Below are 15,312 nucleotides of genomic sequence, written 5' to 3'. Positions count from 1 at the left end.
TGTCCGACAATTGGCGTTTCGGCAACCGCACCTTTATTCGACATTGCGTCTGTCCTATCGACCGAGGTGCGGTACGGTGCCGCAAACCGGGGAAGGATGTGCTTGATGTATCTGTCTTGTGGCGACGCGCTGTTCGACCTGTTCGGCGAAAAAGAGGGCGATGACGTCGCCGCGATCGATCTGGCGGGACGTGTGGGTGGATCACCACTCAATGTCGCCCTCGGCATTGCGCGCCTCGGCCACCCCACCGGATTCTTTACAAAAATTTCCAGCGACGTCTTTGGCAGACGGCTTGCGCGGTTCATGGACCAGGAGAAGATCGACCGACGCTACTCAATTCCGACCGAGCGCCACACGACGCTCGCCATCGTCTCGCTCGACGAGACCGGCACCGCGGTCTACGACTTCTACATCGAAGGGACAGCGGACCGATCGATCGAAACCAGCGAACTCCCCAGAACCCTCGACGACGTCGTCGGCATCCATCTCGCCTCCTATGCGACCGTCACGGAGCCGACCGCTTCGGCGCTGTCCGCGCTCGCGAAACGCGAGAGCGCCAAAAAGTTCATCTCCTATGATCCGAACATCCGGCTCTCGATCGAGCCCGACGTGGAGGTCTGGCGCGCAAAGGTCGCCCAGCTCGTTGCCCAGTCAACGCTCGTCAAGGCGAGCGAGGAAGACCTCGAATTGCTCTATCCCGGCCGTTCTATAGAGGACGTTCAGGCCGACTGGCTGGCTCTTGGCCCTGAGCTGGTCGTCATCACCCTTGGCGGAAAGGGTGCGAAGGCAGCTTCACGCTCGGGGCTCAGGGCGTTCGAGGAAAGCCAGCGAATCACGGTCGTCGATACCGTCGGGGCCGGTGACACCTTCCAGGCCGGGCTGATCGTCTGGCTTATGGAAAACCACCGTCTATCGAGGACCGGACTCGCGGAGTGCTCCGAAACTGACCTTCACGCGATGCTCAGCTTCGCTATGAAGGCAGCCGCTGTGACCTGTTCACGGCAGGGTGCCGATTTGCCGCGCCGAGCCGATCTCGGCCTATCGCCTCTCTGAAGGCTAGAAGCGTTGCAATATTATGAGCCTCGGCAGCTTTTCCTGATTTCTACTCTGGAACAATTGTAAAGCGGCCGCTTTTTCACATATGACTGGCCTTGGCGGGTACCAAGCCACCACTATCGGGAGGACAATATGCGTTATCTCACTCTCTTCGCCGCAAGCGCTGGGCTTGCATTAGCGCTCGGCGCACCGGCAAAGGCACAGGACGCCGAAGCCGGTGAGCAGGTCTTCAAGCGTTGCCAGGCCTGCCACAAGGTCGGCGAAGGCGCTGCGAACGGCATCGGGCCGCAGCTGAACGGGATCATGAATCGCGCTCCAGCGAGCATCGAGGGTTACAGCTATTCGAACAATTTCAACGAATGGGCGGCCGATAAAGAGCAGTGGGACGACGAACTGATGAGCACTTGGCTCGCTGATCCGCGCGGCACGGTCCAGGGCACGAAGATGGCATTCGCCGGCCTCAAGAAAGAAGATGAGTTAGCGAACGTCATCGCATACCTGAAGACCTTCAATGAGGACGGTACGACCTCTCAGTAATTACTTCCTCGATCTTTGGACTTTCTAAAGACGTGGGCTCCTAGCTCACGTCTTTTCCTATGCGGCTAGGCGAGGCCGATGCTTTCGCTATCGGTGCACTCGTCCTCGATCTCTCTCTATTTCGGCTTCAGCTTATCGAGCATCGGTTCGATCTCGCTGTAGAAGTATCTGCGACCGGGATAGCCTTTGAGGCGCCCCACCTCCTCGCCTGCATCGTTCATCATCACGAATGTCGGCGTGAAAACCGCCGGCGCGATGTCCTCGTATCCGCCCCTGCGATCGTCGGCGATGTCGACCCGCTTGAGTGGGGCGATCTTCCCCGCCTCGCTCTGCGGATACTCCGGGGCGATCTCGGCGTCGAATTTCGCGCAATAAGGGCAGCCGTCCTGCTCGAACATCAGTAACTCGGCCGCCGGCGAAAGCGAGATCGGCCCGACAGCACAGATCACAGCAATCTTGGCAAATCGCGAAACTGTTACGATCAAACCCATACCGGCTCCTCCTCGATCGGCGTTCAGGTTAGCATGGATCGATCGGCGGTTTCAGTTGACCAATTGCTGCTGTGGGTCGTCATAGAAAACGGCCAGCCCGAAGGCCGACCATCGATCGTTGCGCCGATTTCGTTTCGGAAGATCAGGCGTAGACGTCCATCACGTCGTTGAGCAGCTTGATCGCCTCGCTCTTCGAGCGCTGGAAAGAGTTGCGGCCGATGATCGAGCCGTTGCCGCCACCGTTGCGGATCGCGCGAACCTCGTCCAGAAGCTCGGTCTCGTTCTTGTGGCCGCCGCCTGAGAAGACGACTAGGCGCTTGCCGTTGAAGGCCGACTGCATGATGTGCTTGACCCGCTCGGCCGGATTGCTCGTCTCGAGCGGATACTTCTCGTATGTCGATTTCGCAGCATCGAGATCGATGTGGTCCGACGGCAGCTTAACCTTGATAATGGTGGCGCCCATCAGGGCGGCCATGTGCGCGGCATAGGCGATGATGTCGAGGCCGGTCTCTCCATCCTTCGTCACCTTGCCACCGCGCGGATAGGACCAAACGACGGTCATCAGGCCGCGCGACTTCGCCTGCAGGCTGAGCTCGCGCAATTCCTCGAGCATTTCGTAGGACGATTCCGAGCCCGGATAGATCGTGAAGCCGACGCCGACGCAGCCGAGGCGCATGGCGTCTTCCACCTTGCCCGTCAGCGCCTGGTCGTTGCCCGAAACGAGAGAGTTGCCCGAGTTCAGCTTGAGGATCAGCGGCACCTCGCCGGCGAAGGTGTCGGCGCCCTGTTCCAGCAGTCCGAGCGGCGCGGCATAGCCGGAGACCTTCGATTCGATTGCGAGTTCGTAAAGATAGTGAGGATCGTATGCGACCGGATTCGGTGCGAAGCTGCGCGCGGGGCCGTGCTCGAAGCCCTGGTCGACCGGAAGGATTACGAGGCGGCCGGTGCCGGCGAGCCGTCCATGCATGAGAAGGCGCGAAAGATTGGCTTTTAGCCCGGGCGTCTCGCCCTCGTACCAGGACAGGATGTTGCGGACGGTATCCGTTCTCAACATGGAATGCTCTCCTCCAAGCGGTTGAATGTCGCGGGCCGTTGACCGGCAGTGGTCGCCTACATGCCGCTCAAAGGCGGCGAGGTCCAGAGATCGGTCGGCTCGCGACCAGATAAAAATCGGTTAGACTCGACCGTGGACTGGAAAAACATCCGACATCGTTAAGGTCGCCGCGCGATGGCGTCCGGAGTGGCTCACATCACTCCGGCAGTATGAGAAGACCAGGCATTCGAGGCGGATGTCACGTCCCTGCCCTCATCCCGACCGACAATCGACACAGGCGCAAAACGGAAAAGTTTTAGCGATCGCCCGGTTGTCAGTCGGAGAGTTCACCCTGTCTACTGAGCGGCGTGAATTGAGAGGAGCGACCATGAAACGGATTCTGGCTGCCGCGATCGCGGCATTCGGACTGATGGCGAGCGCACCCGCGAGCGCACAGGGGGATCCGAATGTGCTTCTCGTCGGCCAGATCGCCGAGCCGAAATCCCTCGATCCGCAGGCCGTTACGGCCACGAACGACTTCCGCATTCTCGTCAATGTCTATGACGGGCTCGTTCGCTTCAGGAAGGGCACTTTGGAGGTAGAGCCCGCGTTGGCGACGGATTGGACTATCTCCGAGGATGGTCTCACCTACACCTTCAATCTCCGCGACGACGTCACTTTTCAGGACGGCACACCGTTCAACGCCGAGGCGGTGAAATTCACATTCGAGCGGATGCTGAACGACGATCACCCCTTTCACGACACCGGTCCCTTCCCGCTCGCCTTCTTCTTCTCCTCTGTCGACACGATCACCGCCGTCGACGAGATGGCGGTTGAGTTCAAGCTGAAGGAACCTTTCGCGCCGTTTCTCTCAAACCTCGCCTATCCCACCGGCCTTATTGTTTCACCGGCCGCAGTAGAGGAGCACGGCGCCGACTTCGGACGCAATCCGACCGGAACGGGCGCCTTCAAGTTTGAGGAGTGGCAGGCCAATCAGCGCGTCGTCGTCAGCGGCTTCGCCGACCATTGGGAAGGCGCGCCGAAGCTCGAAGCCGTTGTCTTTAGACCGGTAGGAGACGCAAATACGCGAGTCGCGGAAATGCTGTCGGGCGGGCTCGACATGATGGTAGAGGTTCCGCCGGACAGCCTCCAGACCTTCGATGACGACGCCAATTTCAAGGTCTACGAGGAGGCCGGGCCGCATCTCTGGTTCCTGATCCTCAACACTAAAGAAGGGCCGTTCGCCGACAAGAAGGTGCGGCAGGCAGTGAACTACGCGATCGACAAGCAGGCGATCGTCGAAAACGTGCTGCAGGGAACGGCCGAGGTTGCGGCGGGGCCGATCCCGCCAGCCTTCGAATGGGCGAATGATGGCTCGGTCGAGCCTTACCCGCACAATCCGGAGAGGGCGAAGGAGCTGATCGCCGAAGCGGGCGTCGAGGGCGCCGATCTTACCTTCTACGTCGCCGAAGGCGGCTCGGGCATGCTCGATCCGGTGGCGATGGCGACGGCGATCCAGGCCGATCTCGCCGAGGTTGGCCTAAACGCGAACATCGAGACCTATGAGTGGAACACGTTCCTCTCCAACGTGAATCCCGGACTCGAGGGCAAAGCGGATATGGCCGAGATGGCCTGGATGACAAACGACCCGGACACCCTGCCCTTCCTCGCGCTCCGGTCCGACGCGCTGCCGTCCGAAGGGGGGTTCAACTCGGGCTACTATTCCAACCCTGAGGTCGACGAGCTTTTGACCAAAGCGCGCCAGACGACCGATCAAGCCGAACGCGCCGAGTACTACAATCAGGTGCAGCAGATCGTTCACGACGACGCGCCCTGGGCCTTCGTCGCGAACTGGAAGCAGAACGCCGTGACCCGCGCCGAAGTCCAGAACTTCTCGCTTGAGCCGAGCTTCCTGTTGATCCTGAAGGACGTGTCCAAGGGTTGATTTCGACCGAGAACAATCGCAGCCGTCACCCTGGGGCTCCGTCCCGAGGTTCCAGCGGTGGCGCACGCGATGACGGCGATCTCCGCCCGGCGTGTGCGCCCGGCGATGCGGCAGGCCGAAGCTCCAATATTGAATGCCGAGCGGACTGGATCCTCGGGTCGGGGTCCGGAAATGACGACTACGCGAGCGGACCGGCGGCGGCATGACCGCGATCATCGCTAAGCGGCTCGTTGCGGCGATCCCCGTCCTGTTTGGCCTGTCGATCATCGTCTTCCTGATGATCGCGCTGATCCCGGGCGATCCGGCGACGGCGATCCTCGGCTCCTATGCGACGCCGGAGAACGTTCAGGAACTGAACGAGGACCTCGGCCTCGATAAGTCGCTGCCGCAGCAATATCTCGCTTGGCTGTCCGGCGTGCTGCAAGGCGATTTCGGCCGCTCCTATGCACTGAACCGACCGGTGATCGACGAGGTGCTAGAGCGTTTCCAGGCGACGCTGATATTGGCCGGGGCGTCGCTCGTTCTCGCCTCGCTCTTCGGACTTCTCGCCGGCATCGTCTCGGCGGTTCGTCAGTTCGGGCTCGCCGACAAGGCGATCACGCTTCTAGTCCTGATCGGCATTTCAGTCCCGTCGTTTTGGCTGGGCCTCATCCTCATCCTGTACTTCGCGGTGAAAATCCGGCTGTTTCCGGCGAGCGGCATGGAAGCGGTCTATGGCGGCGGCGGGCCGCTGGACGTGCTCCACCATCTCGTCCTGCCCGCCGTGACGCTCGCGGTCGTCGCGACTGGCGTCATAGCGCGGCTGACGCGAACGGCGATGCTCGAAGTCCTTCGGCAGGACTATATCCGCACGGCGCGTGCCAAGGGCCTGTCCGAGCGCCGGGTGATCTATGTCCACGCCTTTAAGGCCGCGCTCGTCTCGGTGATCCCGGTGATCGGCATCCAGGCCGGCTTCGTGCTCGGCGGGGCGGTCTATATCGAGACCGTGTTCCAGTGGCCTGGCATCGGCGCGATGCTGGTGAACGCGATCTCGCAGCGCGATATCCTGCTGGTCCAGGGCGGGGTTCTAGTGGTCGCTGCTTCCTACGTGCTCTTCAATCTCCTCGCCGACATCCTTCAGGTCGCGCTTGATCCGAGGTTGAAATGAGCGCCGTGGCGGCCGAAGGGCGCGAAGCGAAGGCGGGGAGTGGCCGGCCCTCCTCGATCACTCTCCTCTTCAACAACAGGCTCGCGACTTTCGGGCTTAGTGTTCTGGTGCTGGTGGTGCTCACCGCCCTCCTTGCGCCGATCCTTCCGCTCGCCGATCCGAACGCGACGGATCCCGCAAGCCGTCTGACCCCGCCATTTGCGGACGGCCACATTCTCGGTACGGACGCGCTCGGCCGCGACATGCTTTCGCGGCTCATCTGGGGCACGCGAGTCTCGCTCGCCGTCGGCTTCTCGGCCTCGCTGATCGCGGCGTTCGCAGGCTCGACGATCGGGCTCGTCGCAGGTTATGCGGGCGGGCGCACGGATCAGGCGCTTATGCGCTTCATCGATCTGATGATGGCGTTTCCGTATATCCTGCTGGCGCTCGCTATCGTCGCCATTCTGGGGCCTGGGCTCATCAACGCGCTTTACGCCATCGCCATCGTCAACGTGCCGTTCTTCGCCCGAAACATTCGCGGGCTGACGGTCGGCCTTGCGCGCCGGGAATTCATCGATGCGGCACGGCTTTCCGGCAAATCGAGTCTCGCGATCATCGGCACCGAAGTTCTGCCGAACGTGCTGCCCACCATCGTCATCACGCTATCGACCACGATCGGCTGGATGATCCTCGAAACGGCCGGCCTCTCCTTCCTCGGGCTCGGCGCGCAGCCGCCGCAGGCCGATCTCGGCTCGATGCTGGGCGAGGGCCGGAAGGTGCTCTTCACCACGCCCTTCGTGTCGCTTGTGCCGGGTTTGATGATCTTTTTCATCGTCCTGTCGATCAATCTTCTCGGCGACGGCATTCGCGACGTGCTCGACCCGCGTCTGAGATCGGGTGCGCTGGCAAGGCCTTCCGCGCGGACGGACATCGCCGAGGATCGAGTTGCAGGACAAAGCAGCGCCAGAGACGACCAAGTTCTCGATGTTAAGGACCTCCGGACCGAATTCCGCATCGGCCGAAGCATCCACAAGGCTGTCGGCGGCGTCGATCTCGCGATCGCGCCCGGCGAATGCCTCGGGCTTCTCGGCGAGTCGGGCTCCGGCAAATCCGTCACCGCCATGAGCCTCACCGGGCTCGTCCCCTCCCCGCCCGGCCTCATCGCTGGCGGCCGGATCGGTTTTTTGGGAGAAGACCTGCTTGACGTCTCCGACAAGCGGCTTCGCAACCTGCGCGGCGGCGACATCGCCTATGTTTTTCAGGACCCGCTGGCGACCCTGCATCCGCTGTTCACGGCCGGCGAGCAGCTGATTGAGGCGATCCGCGCGCATCAGGATGTCGACCGAGCGGAGGCCCGTGAAAGAGCGCTGACGCTGATGAGGCAGGTCCGCATTCCGAATGCCGAGGCGCGGATGGATGCCTATCCGCACAAACTCTCCGGCGGGCTTCGCCAGCGTGTCTCCATCGCCATGGCCCTCGCCAACGATCCGAAGCTGATCATCGCCGACGAGCCGACGACCGCGCTCGACGTGACGGTTCAGGCGCAGGTATTAAAGCTGCTCGACGACCTGCGGAAAGAGCGTGGGACGGCGGTGCTCTTCATTACTCACGACTTCGGCGTCGTCTCGGAAATCGCCGACCGGGTGGCTGTGATGTATGCGGGCCGGATCGTGGAGACGGGCCCGACCGGTGAAGTGATGGCAAATCCGGCGCATCCTTATACCCGCATGCTGGTCGACTGCGTGCCGGTGATGGGCGAGCCGGACCGGCGGCTTTCCGCGATCCGTGGCCGCCCACCCGCCGTCGACAAACTTCCCAAGGGCTGCGCCTTCGCACCGCGATGCCCGCGCGCCGAGGCCGACTGTAGGCGGGGCACGATTCCGATGGAGGTGAAACGCGGCCGCATCGAAGCGCGCTGCATCCATCCGCTCGCACCCGGCGAAGCGCTGGAGACGGGCGCATGAGCCCGCTTCTGGACGTGACGAACCTGACGCGCCGGTTCGGCGGCGGGCGCTCGATCTTCGGGCAAAAGAAGCCCGAACTGACCGCCGTGCGCGGCGTCGATTTTTCGATAGAGCGAGGCGACACGCTCGGCATCGTCGGCGAATCGGGCTGCGGGAAATCGACGCTCGCCCGGATGCTGGTGGGGCTCGATACGCCCAGCGAAGGCGCGATTCGCCTGAACGGCAAGGACTTGACCGAAGGCGGCGCACAGACGCTCGCAAAAACCGTGCAATACGTCTTCCAGGACCCGGTCTCGTCCCTCAATCCGCGCCATCGCATTCGGACGATCCTTGAAGCGCCGATGAAGCACTTGCGGGCGCTCGGTTCGCCAGAGCGAAAGGCGAAGCTCGAAGAGCTCTGCGAGGCCGTCAATCTCGATCCGGGCTTTCTCGAGCGCTACCCGCACGAGTTTTCAGGTGGTCAGGCCCAACGGATCGGGATCGCGCGGGCGCTCGCGGCCGATCCGGAAATCATCGTGCTCGACGAACCCGTCTCAGCGCTCGATGTTTCGGTGCAGGCGCAGGTGCTGAATCTTCTCGGTCGGCTGAAACGCGAGCGCGATCTGACCTACATCTTCATCAGCCACGATCTGGCGGTGGTGGAAAGCGTCGCGACACGGCTGGCGGTGATGTATTTCGGGCGGATCGTCGAGGAAGCGCCCGATCGCAGCGCTTTCGAGCACCCCCTCCATCCCTATACGGACCTGCTCCTGCGCTCCGCCCCGGTGCCGGGTCAGAAGCGCGTCAAGGCTGGCGGGGACGCCGGCGAACTGCCCGATCCCTACGATCCGCCCAAGGGCTGCGCCTTTGCGGAGCGATGCCCGAGAGCGGAGGGGGATTGCAGAGAGGTCGATCCAGCATTGGAGACGAAAGTCGCGGGTTCGAAGCGGCGGACCGCCTGCTACCATCCATTGTCATAGCGCTCAATCCGGCGCATCGGCGACGTCGATGACGCGCAGGCGCACCTGTTCCTGGCCGCGAAACCGGTCGAGCGACAGGGAGCCGGCAATATGGACCGGCCGGTCGGAGCGCTTGAGCAGACGCTCGCCGATCGGCGTCTCGGCCTGCTTGAAAGCGATGACATCTGCCCTCCCGCCAGACGGCCCGCCGACTGTGGCGCGTACATGGGCGTGTCCGACGATGTCCGCGTTAAGGACGCGCAGATTCCCGAGCGCGAAGACCGGCGTCTCATGGCCCTGTCCGAACGGACCGGCGGCCTCGATGGCGCGGTAGAGATCGGGCAAGAGGCCGGATGCGCTGATCGCACCGTCGATGTCGAGGCTCTCGTTCGCCCGCGTTCTCGCGACGGCATCGAGCGCACGTTCTTCGATGAAGGCGCGGAAGTCGGACAGGCGCTCGCGGCGGATGGTGATGCCCGCCGCCATGGCGTGCCCGCCGCCCTTCTCGATGACCTCGTGGGAGACCGCGTCGCGAACGAGCCGGCCGAGATCGACGCCGGCAATCGAGCGGCCCGAGCCGCTTCCCTTGCCACTCCCATCGAAGGCGATGGCGAAGGCCGGGCGGCGGAAGCGCTCCTTCAGGCGCGCGGCGATGAGGCCGACGATGCCCAGGTGCCATTCGCCCGACGAAGTGACGAGGACTGGCGGCCCCTCGCCTGTGCCGATCTCGCGCAGGATAGCCTCTTCGGCATCGCGGAGCATGACCTGCTCCATGGCCTGGCGTTCCTGATTGAGGCCGTCGAGGCGTGCAGCGAGCGCTTCGGCCTCGGCCCCATCGGTGAGGCAGAGGAGACGGCTGCCGAGCGCCGCATCGCCGATCCGCCCGCCGGCATTGATCCGGGGGCCGAGCAGGAAACCAAGATGATGCGGCTCGATCGGGCCGGAGAGCCGCGCGATGCGCGTTAGCGCGGCGAGCCCGACATTCTTCATCGTCCGCATCACCTTCAGGCCCTGGACGACGAAGGCGCGGTTGAGCCCGGTGAGTGGAACGACGTCGCAGACGGTGGCGAGTGCGACGATGTCGAGCCAGCAGAGGATGTCGGGAAGGTCAGAATATCCGCGCTTTCTCAGAGCACGGTTGATTGCGACGAGCGTCATGAAGACGACGCCGGCCGCGCAGAGATGACCAAGGCCGGCGACGTCGTCCTGGCGGTTCGGATTGACGAGAGCGGTTGCCGAGGGGATGTCCGGCCCGGTCTGATGATGGTCGAGGACGACAACATCCGCGCCAGCGGCCTTCGCGGCCTCGATCGGATCGAAGCTTGCCGTGCCGCAGTCGACGGTGATGATGAGGCTCGCCTCGGAAGCGAGCTCGCGCATGGCGACAACGCTCGGCCCGTACCCTTCGGTCACGCGGTCCGGGATGTAGATGCGCGCGCCGATGCCGAAATGATCGAGATACCGCCACATGAGCGCGGACGAGGAGGCGCCGTCGACATCGTAATCGCCGAAGATCGCGACGCGCTCGCGCTTCTGTATGGCGCTCGCGATACGGTCCGCCGCAGCGTCCATATCGGTCAGAACGGACGGGTCGGGCATCAGATCGCGCAGCCGCGGCGCGAGGAAACGATGGGCCTCCTCCCCCGGCACGCCCCGCGCGGCGAGCACGCGGGCGACGATCTCGTCAATCCCCTGCTTCTGGCTCATGGCGAGCGCCAACCCCTCGCCACGCGCGTCCAGCGCCGCGCGCCATCTGCGCCCACTCAGCGATCGTTCGACCCCTAGGAATGCTTGTCCTGTCCTCGCCATGGCGCCGTCATAGACGATGCAAACGCCGAGCGGGAGGGTCGTTTCCCGGCGCAATCGTCCGCGTGAACACGATCGAGTTGGAGCGCAGATAAACAGCAGGTTGCCGCACAGCCTTGAATCACACGGGTCGAGCAATAGCCTTTGCGTGTCAGAGCGATGGAAGGACGGAATTGCATTGATTTACATCGTCTTAAACATCGTTCCGATCCTAGCGGCAACCATAGCAAGCCTCTTCTTCGGTGCCGCCGTTTCGAAGGCGGTGCCCTCCTCCGGCGTCGCAGGACGCCGCTCCATCGGCTTCATCGCGACCGTGTTTCTCGCCGAATTCTGGCTCTGCTCGATCCTCGCCGGCGCGCTCATTCTCGCCCCACCCGAAGCTGGTGAATGGACGATGGCGCTCGGCAGCGCGGTCGTGATCTGGATCGGCTTCGTCGTGCCCGCCCTCGTCGTCACGCTCGGATATCGCGGTGTTCCGGCCGGTCGGATAGCGCTTCACTGCGCGCACTGGTTTGGAGCGATGTTGATCATGGCGCTGGTTCTCAAGACGATCGGTCTCGTTCCGCCGCCCGGCGCGCCGGGTTCCGGCGGCTGACGGCGGAACGGGTAGAAAGGTTCATGAGAACGCTGCCGAACGCCTGATCGGCACTTTGTGTGCGACGCACGATGCTGTAACAGCGCGGGCAGGAACTCCGATGCCTTCGCCACGAAAGACGCCATGGACACCGACATCTCCATCACGCCTGAACTCGTCGCAGCTCACGGCCTGAAACCCGACGAATACGAGCGCGCCCGCGGGCTCATCGGCCGCGATCCGACGATCACCGAGCTCGGGATCTTCTCGGCCATGTGGAACGAGCACTGTTCCTACAAGTCTTCAAAGAAATGGCTGCGTACGCTGCCGACGAAGGGCGAGCGGGTGATCCAAGGGCCGGGCGAAAATGCCGGCGTGGTCGATATCGGCGACGGGCTCTGCGTGGTCTTCAAGATGGAAAGCCACAATCACCCCTCCTTCATTGAACCCTATCAGGGTGCGGCGACCGGTGTCGGCGGCATTCTCCGCGATGTCTTCACCATGGGCGCGCGGCCGATCGCGGCGATGAATGCGCTCCGCTTCGGCGAACCGAACCATCCGAAGACGCGCCATCTCGTGGCCGGCGTCGTCGCAGGTGTCGGCGGCTACGGCAATTCCTTCGGCGTCCCGACCGTCGGCGGGGAGGTGAATTTTCACGCCCGCTACAACGGCAACTGCCTCGTCAACGCCTTCGCGGCGGGCCTCGCGAAGACGGACGCGATCTTCTATTCCAAGGCGGAGGGCATCGGGCTTCCGGTCGTCTATCTTGGCGCGAAGACCGGACGAGACGGCGTCGGCGGCGCGACCATGGCCTCGGCCGAGTTTGACGAAACGATCGAGGAGAAGCGTCCCACTGTTCAGGTGGGCGACCCGTTCACCGAGAAATGCCTGCTCGAAGCCTGCCTCGAACTCATGCAGACCGGTGCCGTCATCGCGATCCAGGATATGGGCGCGGCTGGGCTGACCTGCTCGGCGGTGGAGATGGGCGCGAAGGGTGATCTTGGCATTGAGCTCGACCTCAACGCCGTGCCGGTGCGCGAAACCTCGATGAGCCCCTACGAGATGATGCTTTCGGAGAGCCAGGAGCGCATGCTCATGGTGCTGCGGCCCGAGAAGCGAGAGGTCGCCGAGGCGATCTTCAGGAAGTGGGATCTCGATTTCGCCATCGTCGGCAAGACGACGGACGACAAGCGCTTCCGCATCATGTTCGACGGCAAGGAAGTGGCGGATCTCCCGATCAAGGAGCTGGGCGACGAGGCACCGGAATATGACCGCCCGTGGGTGGAGCCGAAGCCGCGCGCGGAGATTTCGGCCGGCGATATCGCCGAGCCAGCCGATTACGGGGCAGTGCTGCTGAAGCTTCTCGGCTCGTCGGATCTTTGCTCGCGCCGCTGGGTCTACGAGCAGTACGATACGCTGATTCAGGGCAACACGCTGCAGCGACCGGGCGGTGATGCCGGCGTCGTGCGCGTCGACGAGCATCCGACCAAGGCGCTCGCTTTCTCTTCCGACGTGACTCCGCGCTATTGCGAAGCCGATCCCTATCGCGGCGGCGCGCAGGCGGTCGCGGAATGCTGGCGCAACCTTACGGCGGTCGGCGCGACGCCGCTTGCCGCGACGGACAATCTCAACTTCGGCAATCCGGAAAAGCCCGAGCTGATGGGTGTCTTCGTCAAGGCCGTCGAGGGTATCGGCGCAGCCTGCGAGGCGCTGGCTTTCCCCATCGTGTCGGGCAATGTCTCGCTCTACAACGAGACCTTCGGTCAGGCGATCCTGCCGACCCCGACGATCGGCGGCGTCGGCCTGATCGAGGACCGCACGAAGACGGCTGCCATCGGCGCGATGGAGGACGACGACGTCCTCTTCCTCATCGGCGGCGACGGCAGCCATCTTGGTGCCTCGATCTATCTGCGCGAGATCGAAGGCCGGGAGGAAGGCGCCCCGCCGCCGGTCGATTTTGATGCCGAGCGCCGCCATGGCGACTTCGTGCGCAAGCTCATCATTGGCGGAATCGCCAAGGCCTGCCACGATATCTCTGACGGCGGGCTCGCGATCGCGCTTGCCGAGATGTGCATGCAGTCATCGCGCGGCATGCGGATCGATGCAGGACAGGGCTTCGGCCATGCGCTGCTCTTCGGCGAGGATCAGGCGCGGTACGTTATCGCCGTGAAGCCGAAAGAGGTCGAGCGGATCGCGAAGGAAGCCGAGATCGCCGGCTTGCCGGTCCGCCGCCTGGGCGTTGCCGGCGGGACGCGCCTGAAGATCGAGGATCGGCTAGAGCTTGACGTCGGCGAGATGACGGTCGCCCACGAAAGCTGGTTCCCGGACTTCATGTCCGGCGAGATCTTCGAACCGGCCGCCGCCTGAGCGATCACACCGTGGAGCGATTGAAGGGCGGGCGCTTGAGGCTTACCTTTGCTCCAACGAGACGAAATGAGCGAGGAAACCGCCGATGCCGATGAACGCCGGTGACATCGAACGCATGATCAAGGAGGCGATCCCAGACGCGACCGTCACCATTCGCGATCTCGCTGGAGATGGCGACCACTATGCGGCGGAAATCGTCTCGGAAAGCTTTCGCGGCAAGACGCGTGTTCAGCAGCATCAGGCCGTCAACCGGGCGCTCAAGGGCAAGCTTGGGGACGAGCTTCACGCCCTCGCATTGCAAACCAGTGCGCCGAAGGATTAGTCGAGCGGACCGGCAGGGTGGAACCCACCTTCCATCATGTCTGCCGACTACCAAGTTTCCACCTCGGGCTTTGAACCCGAAGACGATAGGACGATGAAATGAGCAGCATGAATGAGTGGATCGACAACGAAGTCAAATCGAACGACATCGTCGTCTTCATGAAGGGTACGCCATCTTTTCCGCAGTGCGGGTTCTCAGGACAGGTTGTTCAGATCATGGACTACATGGGTGTCGAGTATAAAGGCGTGAACGTCCTGACCTCGGACGACCTGCGCCAAGGCATCAAGGCATACAGCGACTGGCCGACGATTCCGCAGCTCTACGTGAAAGGCGAATTCGTTGGCGGCTGCGACATCGTCCGCGAAATGTTTCAGGCGGGCGAACTCAAGCAGTTCTTCGAAGACAATGGCATCGCGACCACTGCGCCCCAGCCAGCTGCAGGCTAAAGCTATAAAAGCCGACAATAGATACCCTGGGCTCGCCGGCTGGCGGGCCCTCATCGTTTAGGTCTAGCCCAGGCTGAATCGGCGTCATTCGTGAAACGAACTGTCTTTCGGCCTTGCAGACCCTTTTGCGCTGCACAAGTATCTAGCGTCAAAAAATATCCGAAAGCCCGATCATGTCCGCCGTGTCGAACGCCGATACGCGAGCTCTCCCCTATTGGGAACTCGTGGTGCTCATCGCCTGTTTGATGGCGCTCAACTCCGCAGCGATCGACATCTTTATCCCTGCCCTTCAGGACATCGGCTCGGCCCTCGGCGTCCCTGACGAAAATCAGCGACAACTCGTCATCACCGCTTATCTTTTGGGGTTCGGTGCCGCTCAGCTGATATTCGGACCTCTCTCGGATCGTTTTGGGCGTCGGCCCATCTTGCTGGGTGGGATCGTACTCTACATCACAGCGTCGCTCGTCGCGATTGCAACGCCGACTTTCGAGGTCCTCCTCAGCCTACGTGCTTTGCAAGGCGTCGGCGCGGCTGCAACGCGCGTCATCGCGATCTCCGTTGTGCGCGACACGTTCGATGGCCGGAAGATGGCGAGCGTCATGTCGCTCGTCATGATGGTATTCATGGCGATCCCCGTAGTGGCGCCGAACATCGGTCAGGGATCATGTTGTTCGGATCTTGGCGCGAGATCTTCATCGTCATCGCGC

General features: G+C 62.9%; 13 protein-coding genes and 1 pseudogene. 11 read left to right on the top strand and 3 right to left on the bottom strand.

Going from position 1 to position 15,312, the window contains the following annotated elements:
* Positions 1-105 precede the first annotated feature (105 nt).
* Together FP2506_RS04360 and FP2506_RS04355 are read left to right on the top strand one after the other, a co-directional pair.
* Positions 106-1,053, top strand: coding sequence for a carbohydrate kinase family protein (locus FP2506_RS04360; RefSeq protein ID WP_007066185.1), 948 nt, complete (start codon positions 106-108; stop codon positions 1,051-1,053).
* Positions 1,054-1,188: 135 nt separating this feature from the next.
* Complete coding sequence (locus tag FP2506_RS04355; RefSeq protein WP_007066184.1) at positions 1,189-1,593, top strand: c-type cytochrome; 405 nt, start codon at positions 1,189-1,191, stop codon at positions 1,591-1,593.
* Positions 1,594-1,709: 116 nt separating this feature from the next.
* Here FP2506_RS04355 and FP2506_RS04350 read toward each other — a convergent pair whose 3' ends face one another.
* Positions 1,710-2,084 (bottom strand): thioredoxin family protein, encoded by a 375-nt coding sequence (locus FP2506_RS04350; protein WP_007066183.1) that lies wholly within the window; start codon positions 2,082-2,084, stop codon positions 1,710-1,712.
* Positions 2,085-2,226: 142 nt separating this feature from the next.
* On the bottom strand, positions 2,227-3,138 hold the full coding sequence (locus FP2506_RS04345) for a class I fructose-bisphosphate aldolase (protein ID WP_007066182.1): 912 nt from the start codon (positions 3,136-3,138) through the stop codon (positions 2,227-2,229).
* A 367-nt stretch (positions 3,139-3,505) separates the two neighbouring features.
* Between FP2506_RS04345 and FP2506_RS04340 the strand changes: the two genes are divergently transcribed.
* The 4 genes from FP2506_RS04340 to FP2506_RS04325 all read left to right on the top strand — a co-directional run bounded on the left by FP2506_RS04340 (position 3,506) and on the right by FP2506_RS04325 (position 9,111).
* Positions 3,506-5,062, top strand: coding sequence for an ABC transporter substrate-binding protein (locus FP2506_RS04340; protein WP_007066181.1), 1,557 nt, complete (start codon positions 3,506-3,508; stop codon positions 5,060-5,062).
* Positions 5,063-5,264: 202 nt separating this feature from the next.
* Complete coding sequence (locus FP2506_RS04335; protein WP_007066180.1) at positions 5,265-6,209, top strand: ABC transporter permease; 945 nt, start codon at positions 5,265-5,267, stop codon at positions 6,207-6,209.
* Positions 6,206-8,152, top strand: a complete 1,947-nt coding sequence (locus FP2506_RS04330) for a dipeptide/oligopeptide/nickel ABC transporter permease/ATP-binding protein (RefSeq protein ID WP_007066179.1) — start codon at positions 6,206-6,208, stop codon at positions 8,150-8,152. Before FP2506_RS04335 ends, FP2506_RS04330 begins: the two co-directional genes overlap by 4 nt.
* On the top strand, positions 8,149-9,111 hold the full coding sequence (locus FP2506_RS04325; protein WP_007066178.1) for an ABC transporter ATP-binding protein: 963 nt from the start codon (positions 8,149-8,151) through the stop codon (positions 9,109-9,111). The genes FP2506_RS04330 and FP2506_RS04325 overlap by 4 nt, the downstream gene beginning before the upstream one ends.
* Before the next feature lie 3 nt (positions 9,112-9,114).
* Here the strand turns inward: FP2506_RS04325 and recJ are convergent, their stop codons facing one another.
* Positions 9,115-10,899, bottom strand: a complete 1,785-nt coding sequence (gene recJ, locus FP2506_RS04320) for a single-stranded-DNA-specific exonuclease RecJ (protein ID WP_040489395.1) — start codon at positions 10,897-10,899, stop codon at positions 9,115-9,117.
* Positions 10,900-11,074: 175 nt separating this feature from the next.
* Here recJ and FP2506_RS04315 point away from each other — a divergent pair, with 175 nt between their 5' ends.
* From FP2506_RS04315 to FP2506_RS04295, 5 genes and pseudogenes are all read left to right on the top strand, one after another.
* Positions 11,075-11,491: a hypothetical protein gene (locus FP2506_RS04315; protein ID WP_007066176.1), complete on the top strand. Its 417-nt coding sequence runs from the start codon at positions 11,075-11,077 to the stop codon at positions 11,489-11,491.
* 123 nt (positions 11,492-11,614) lie between these two features.
* Positions 11,615-13,837, top strand: coding sequence for a phosphoribosylformylglycinamidine synthase subunit PurL (purL, locus tag FP2506_RS04310; protein ID WP_007066175.1), 2,223 nt, complete (start codon positions 11,615-11,617; stop codon positions 13,835-13,837).
* A gap of 85 nt (positions 13,838-13,922) precedes the next feature.
* On the top strand, positions 13,923-14,159 hold the full coding sequence (locus tag FP2506_RS04305) for a BolA/IbaG family iron-sulfur metabolism protein (protein WP_007066174.1): 237 nt from the start codon (positions 13,923-13,925) through the stop codon (positions 14,157-14,159).
* Between the two features lie 98 nt (positions 14,160-14,257).
* On the top strand, positions 14,258-14,605 hold the full coding sequence (gene grxD, locus FP2506_RS04300) for a Grx4 family monothiol glutaredoxin (RefSeq protein WP_007066173.1): 348 nt from the start codon (positions 14,258-14,260) through the stop codon (positions 14,603-14,605).
* 173 nt (positions 14,606-14,778) lie between these two features.
* A pseudogene (locus tag FP2506_RS04295) lies at positions 14,779-15,312 on the top strand (MFS transporter); the annotation flags it as partial.

This window comes from Fulvimarina pelagi HTCC2506 (assembly GCF_000153705.1).
GTDB lineage: Bacteria > Pseudomonadota > Alphaproteobacteria > Rhizobiales > Rhizobiaceae > Fulvimarina > Fulvimarina pelagi.
Note: the sequence above shows the minus strand (reverse complement) of the source record. Positions and strands in the feature narration are given on the sequence as shown.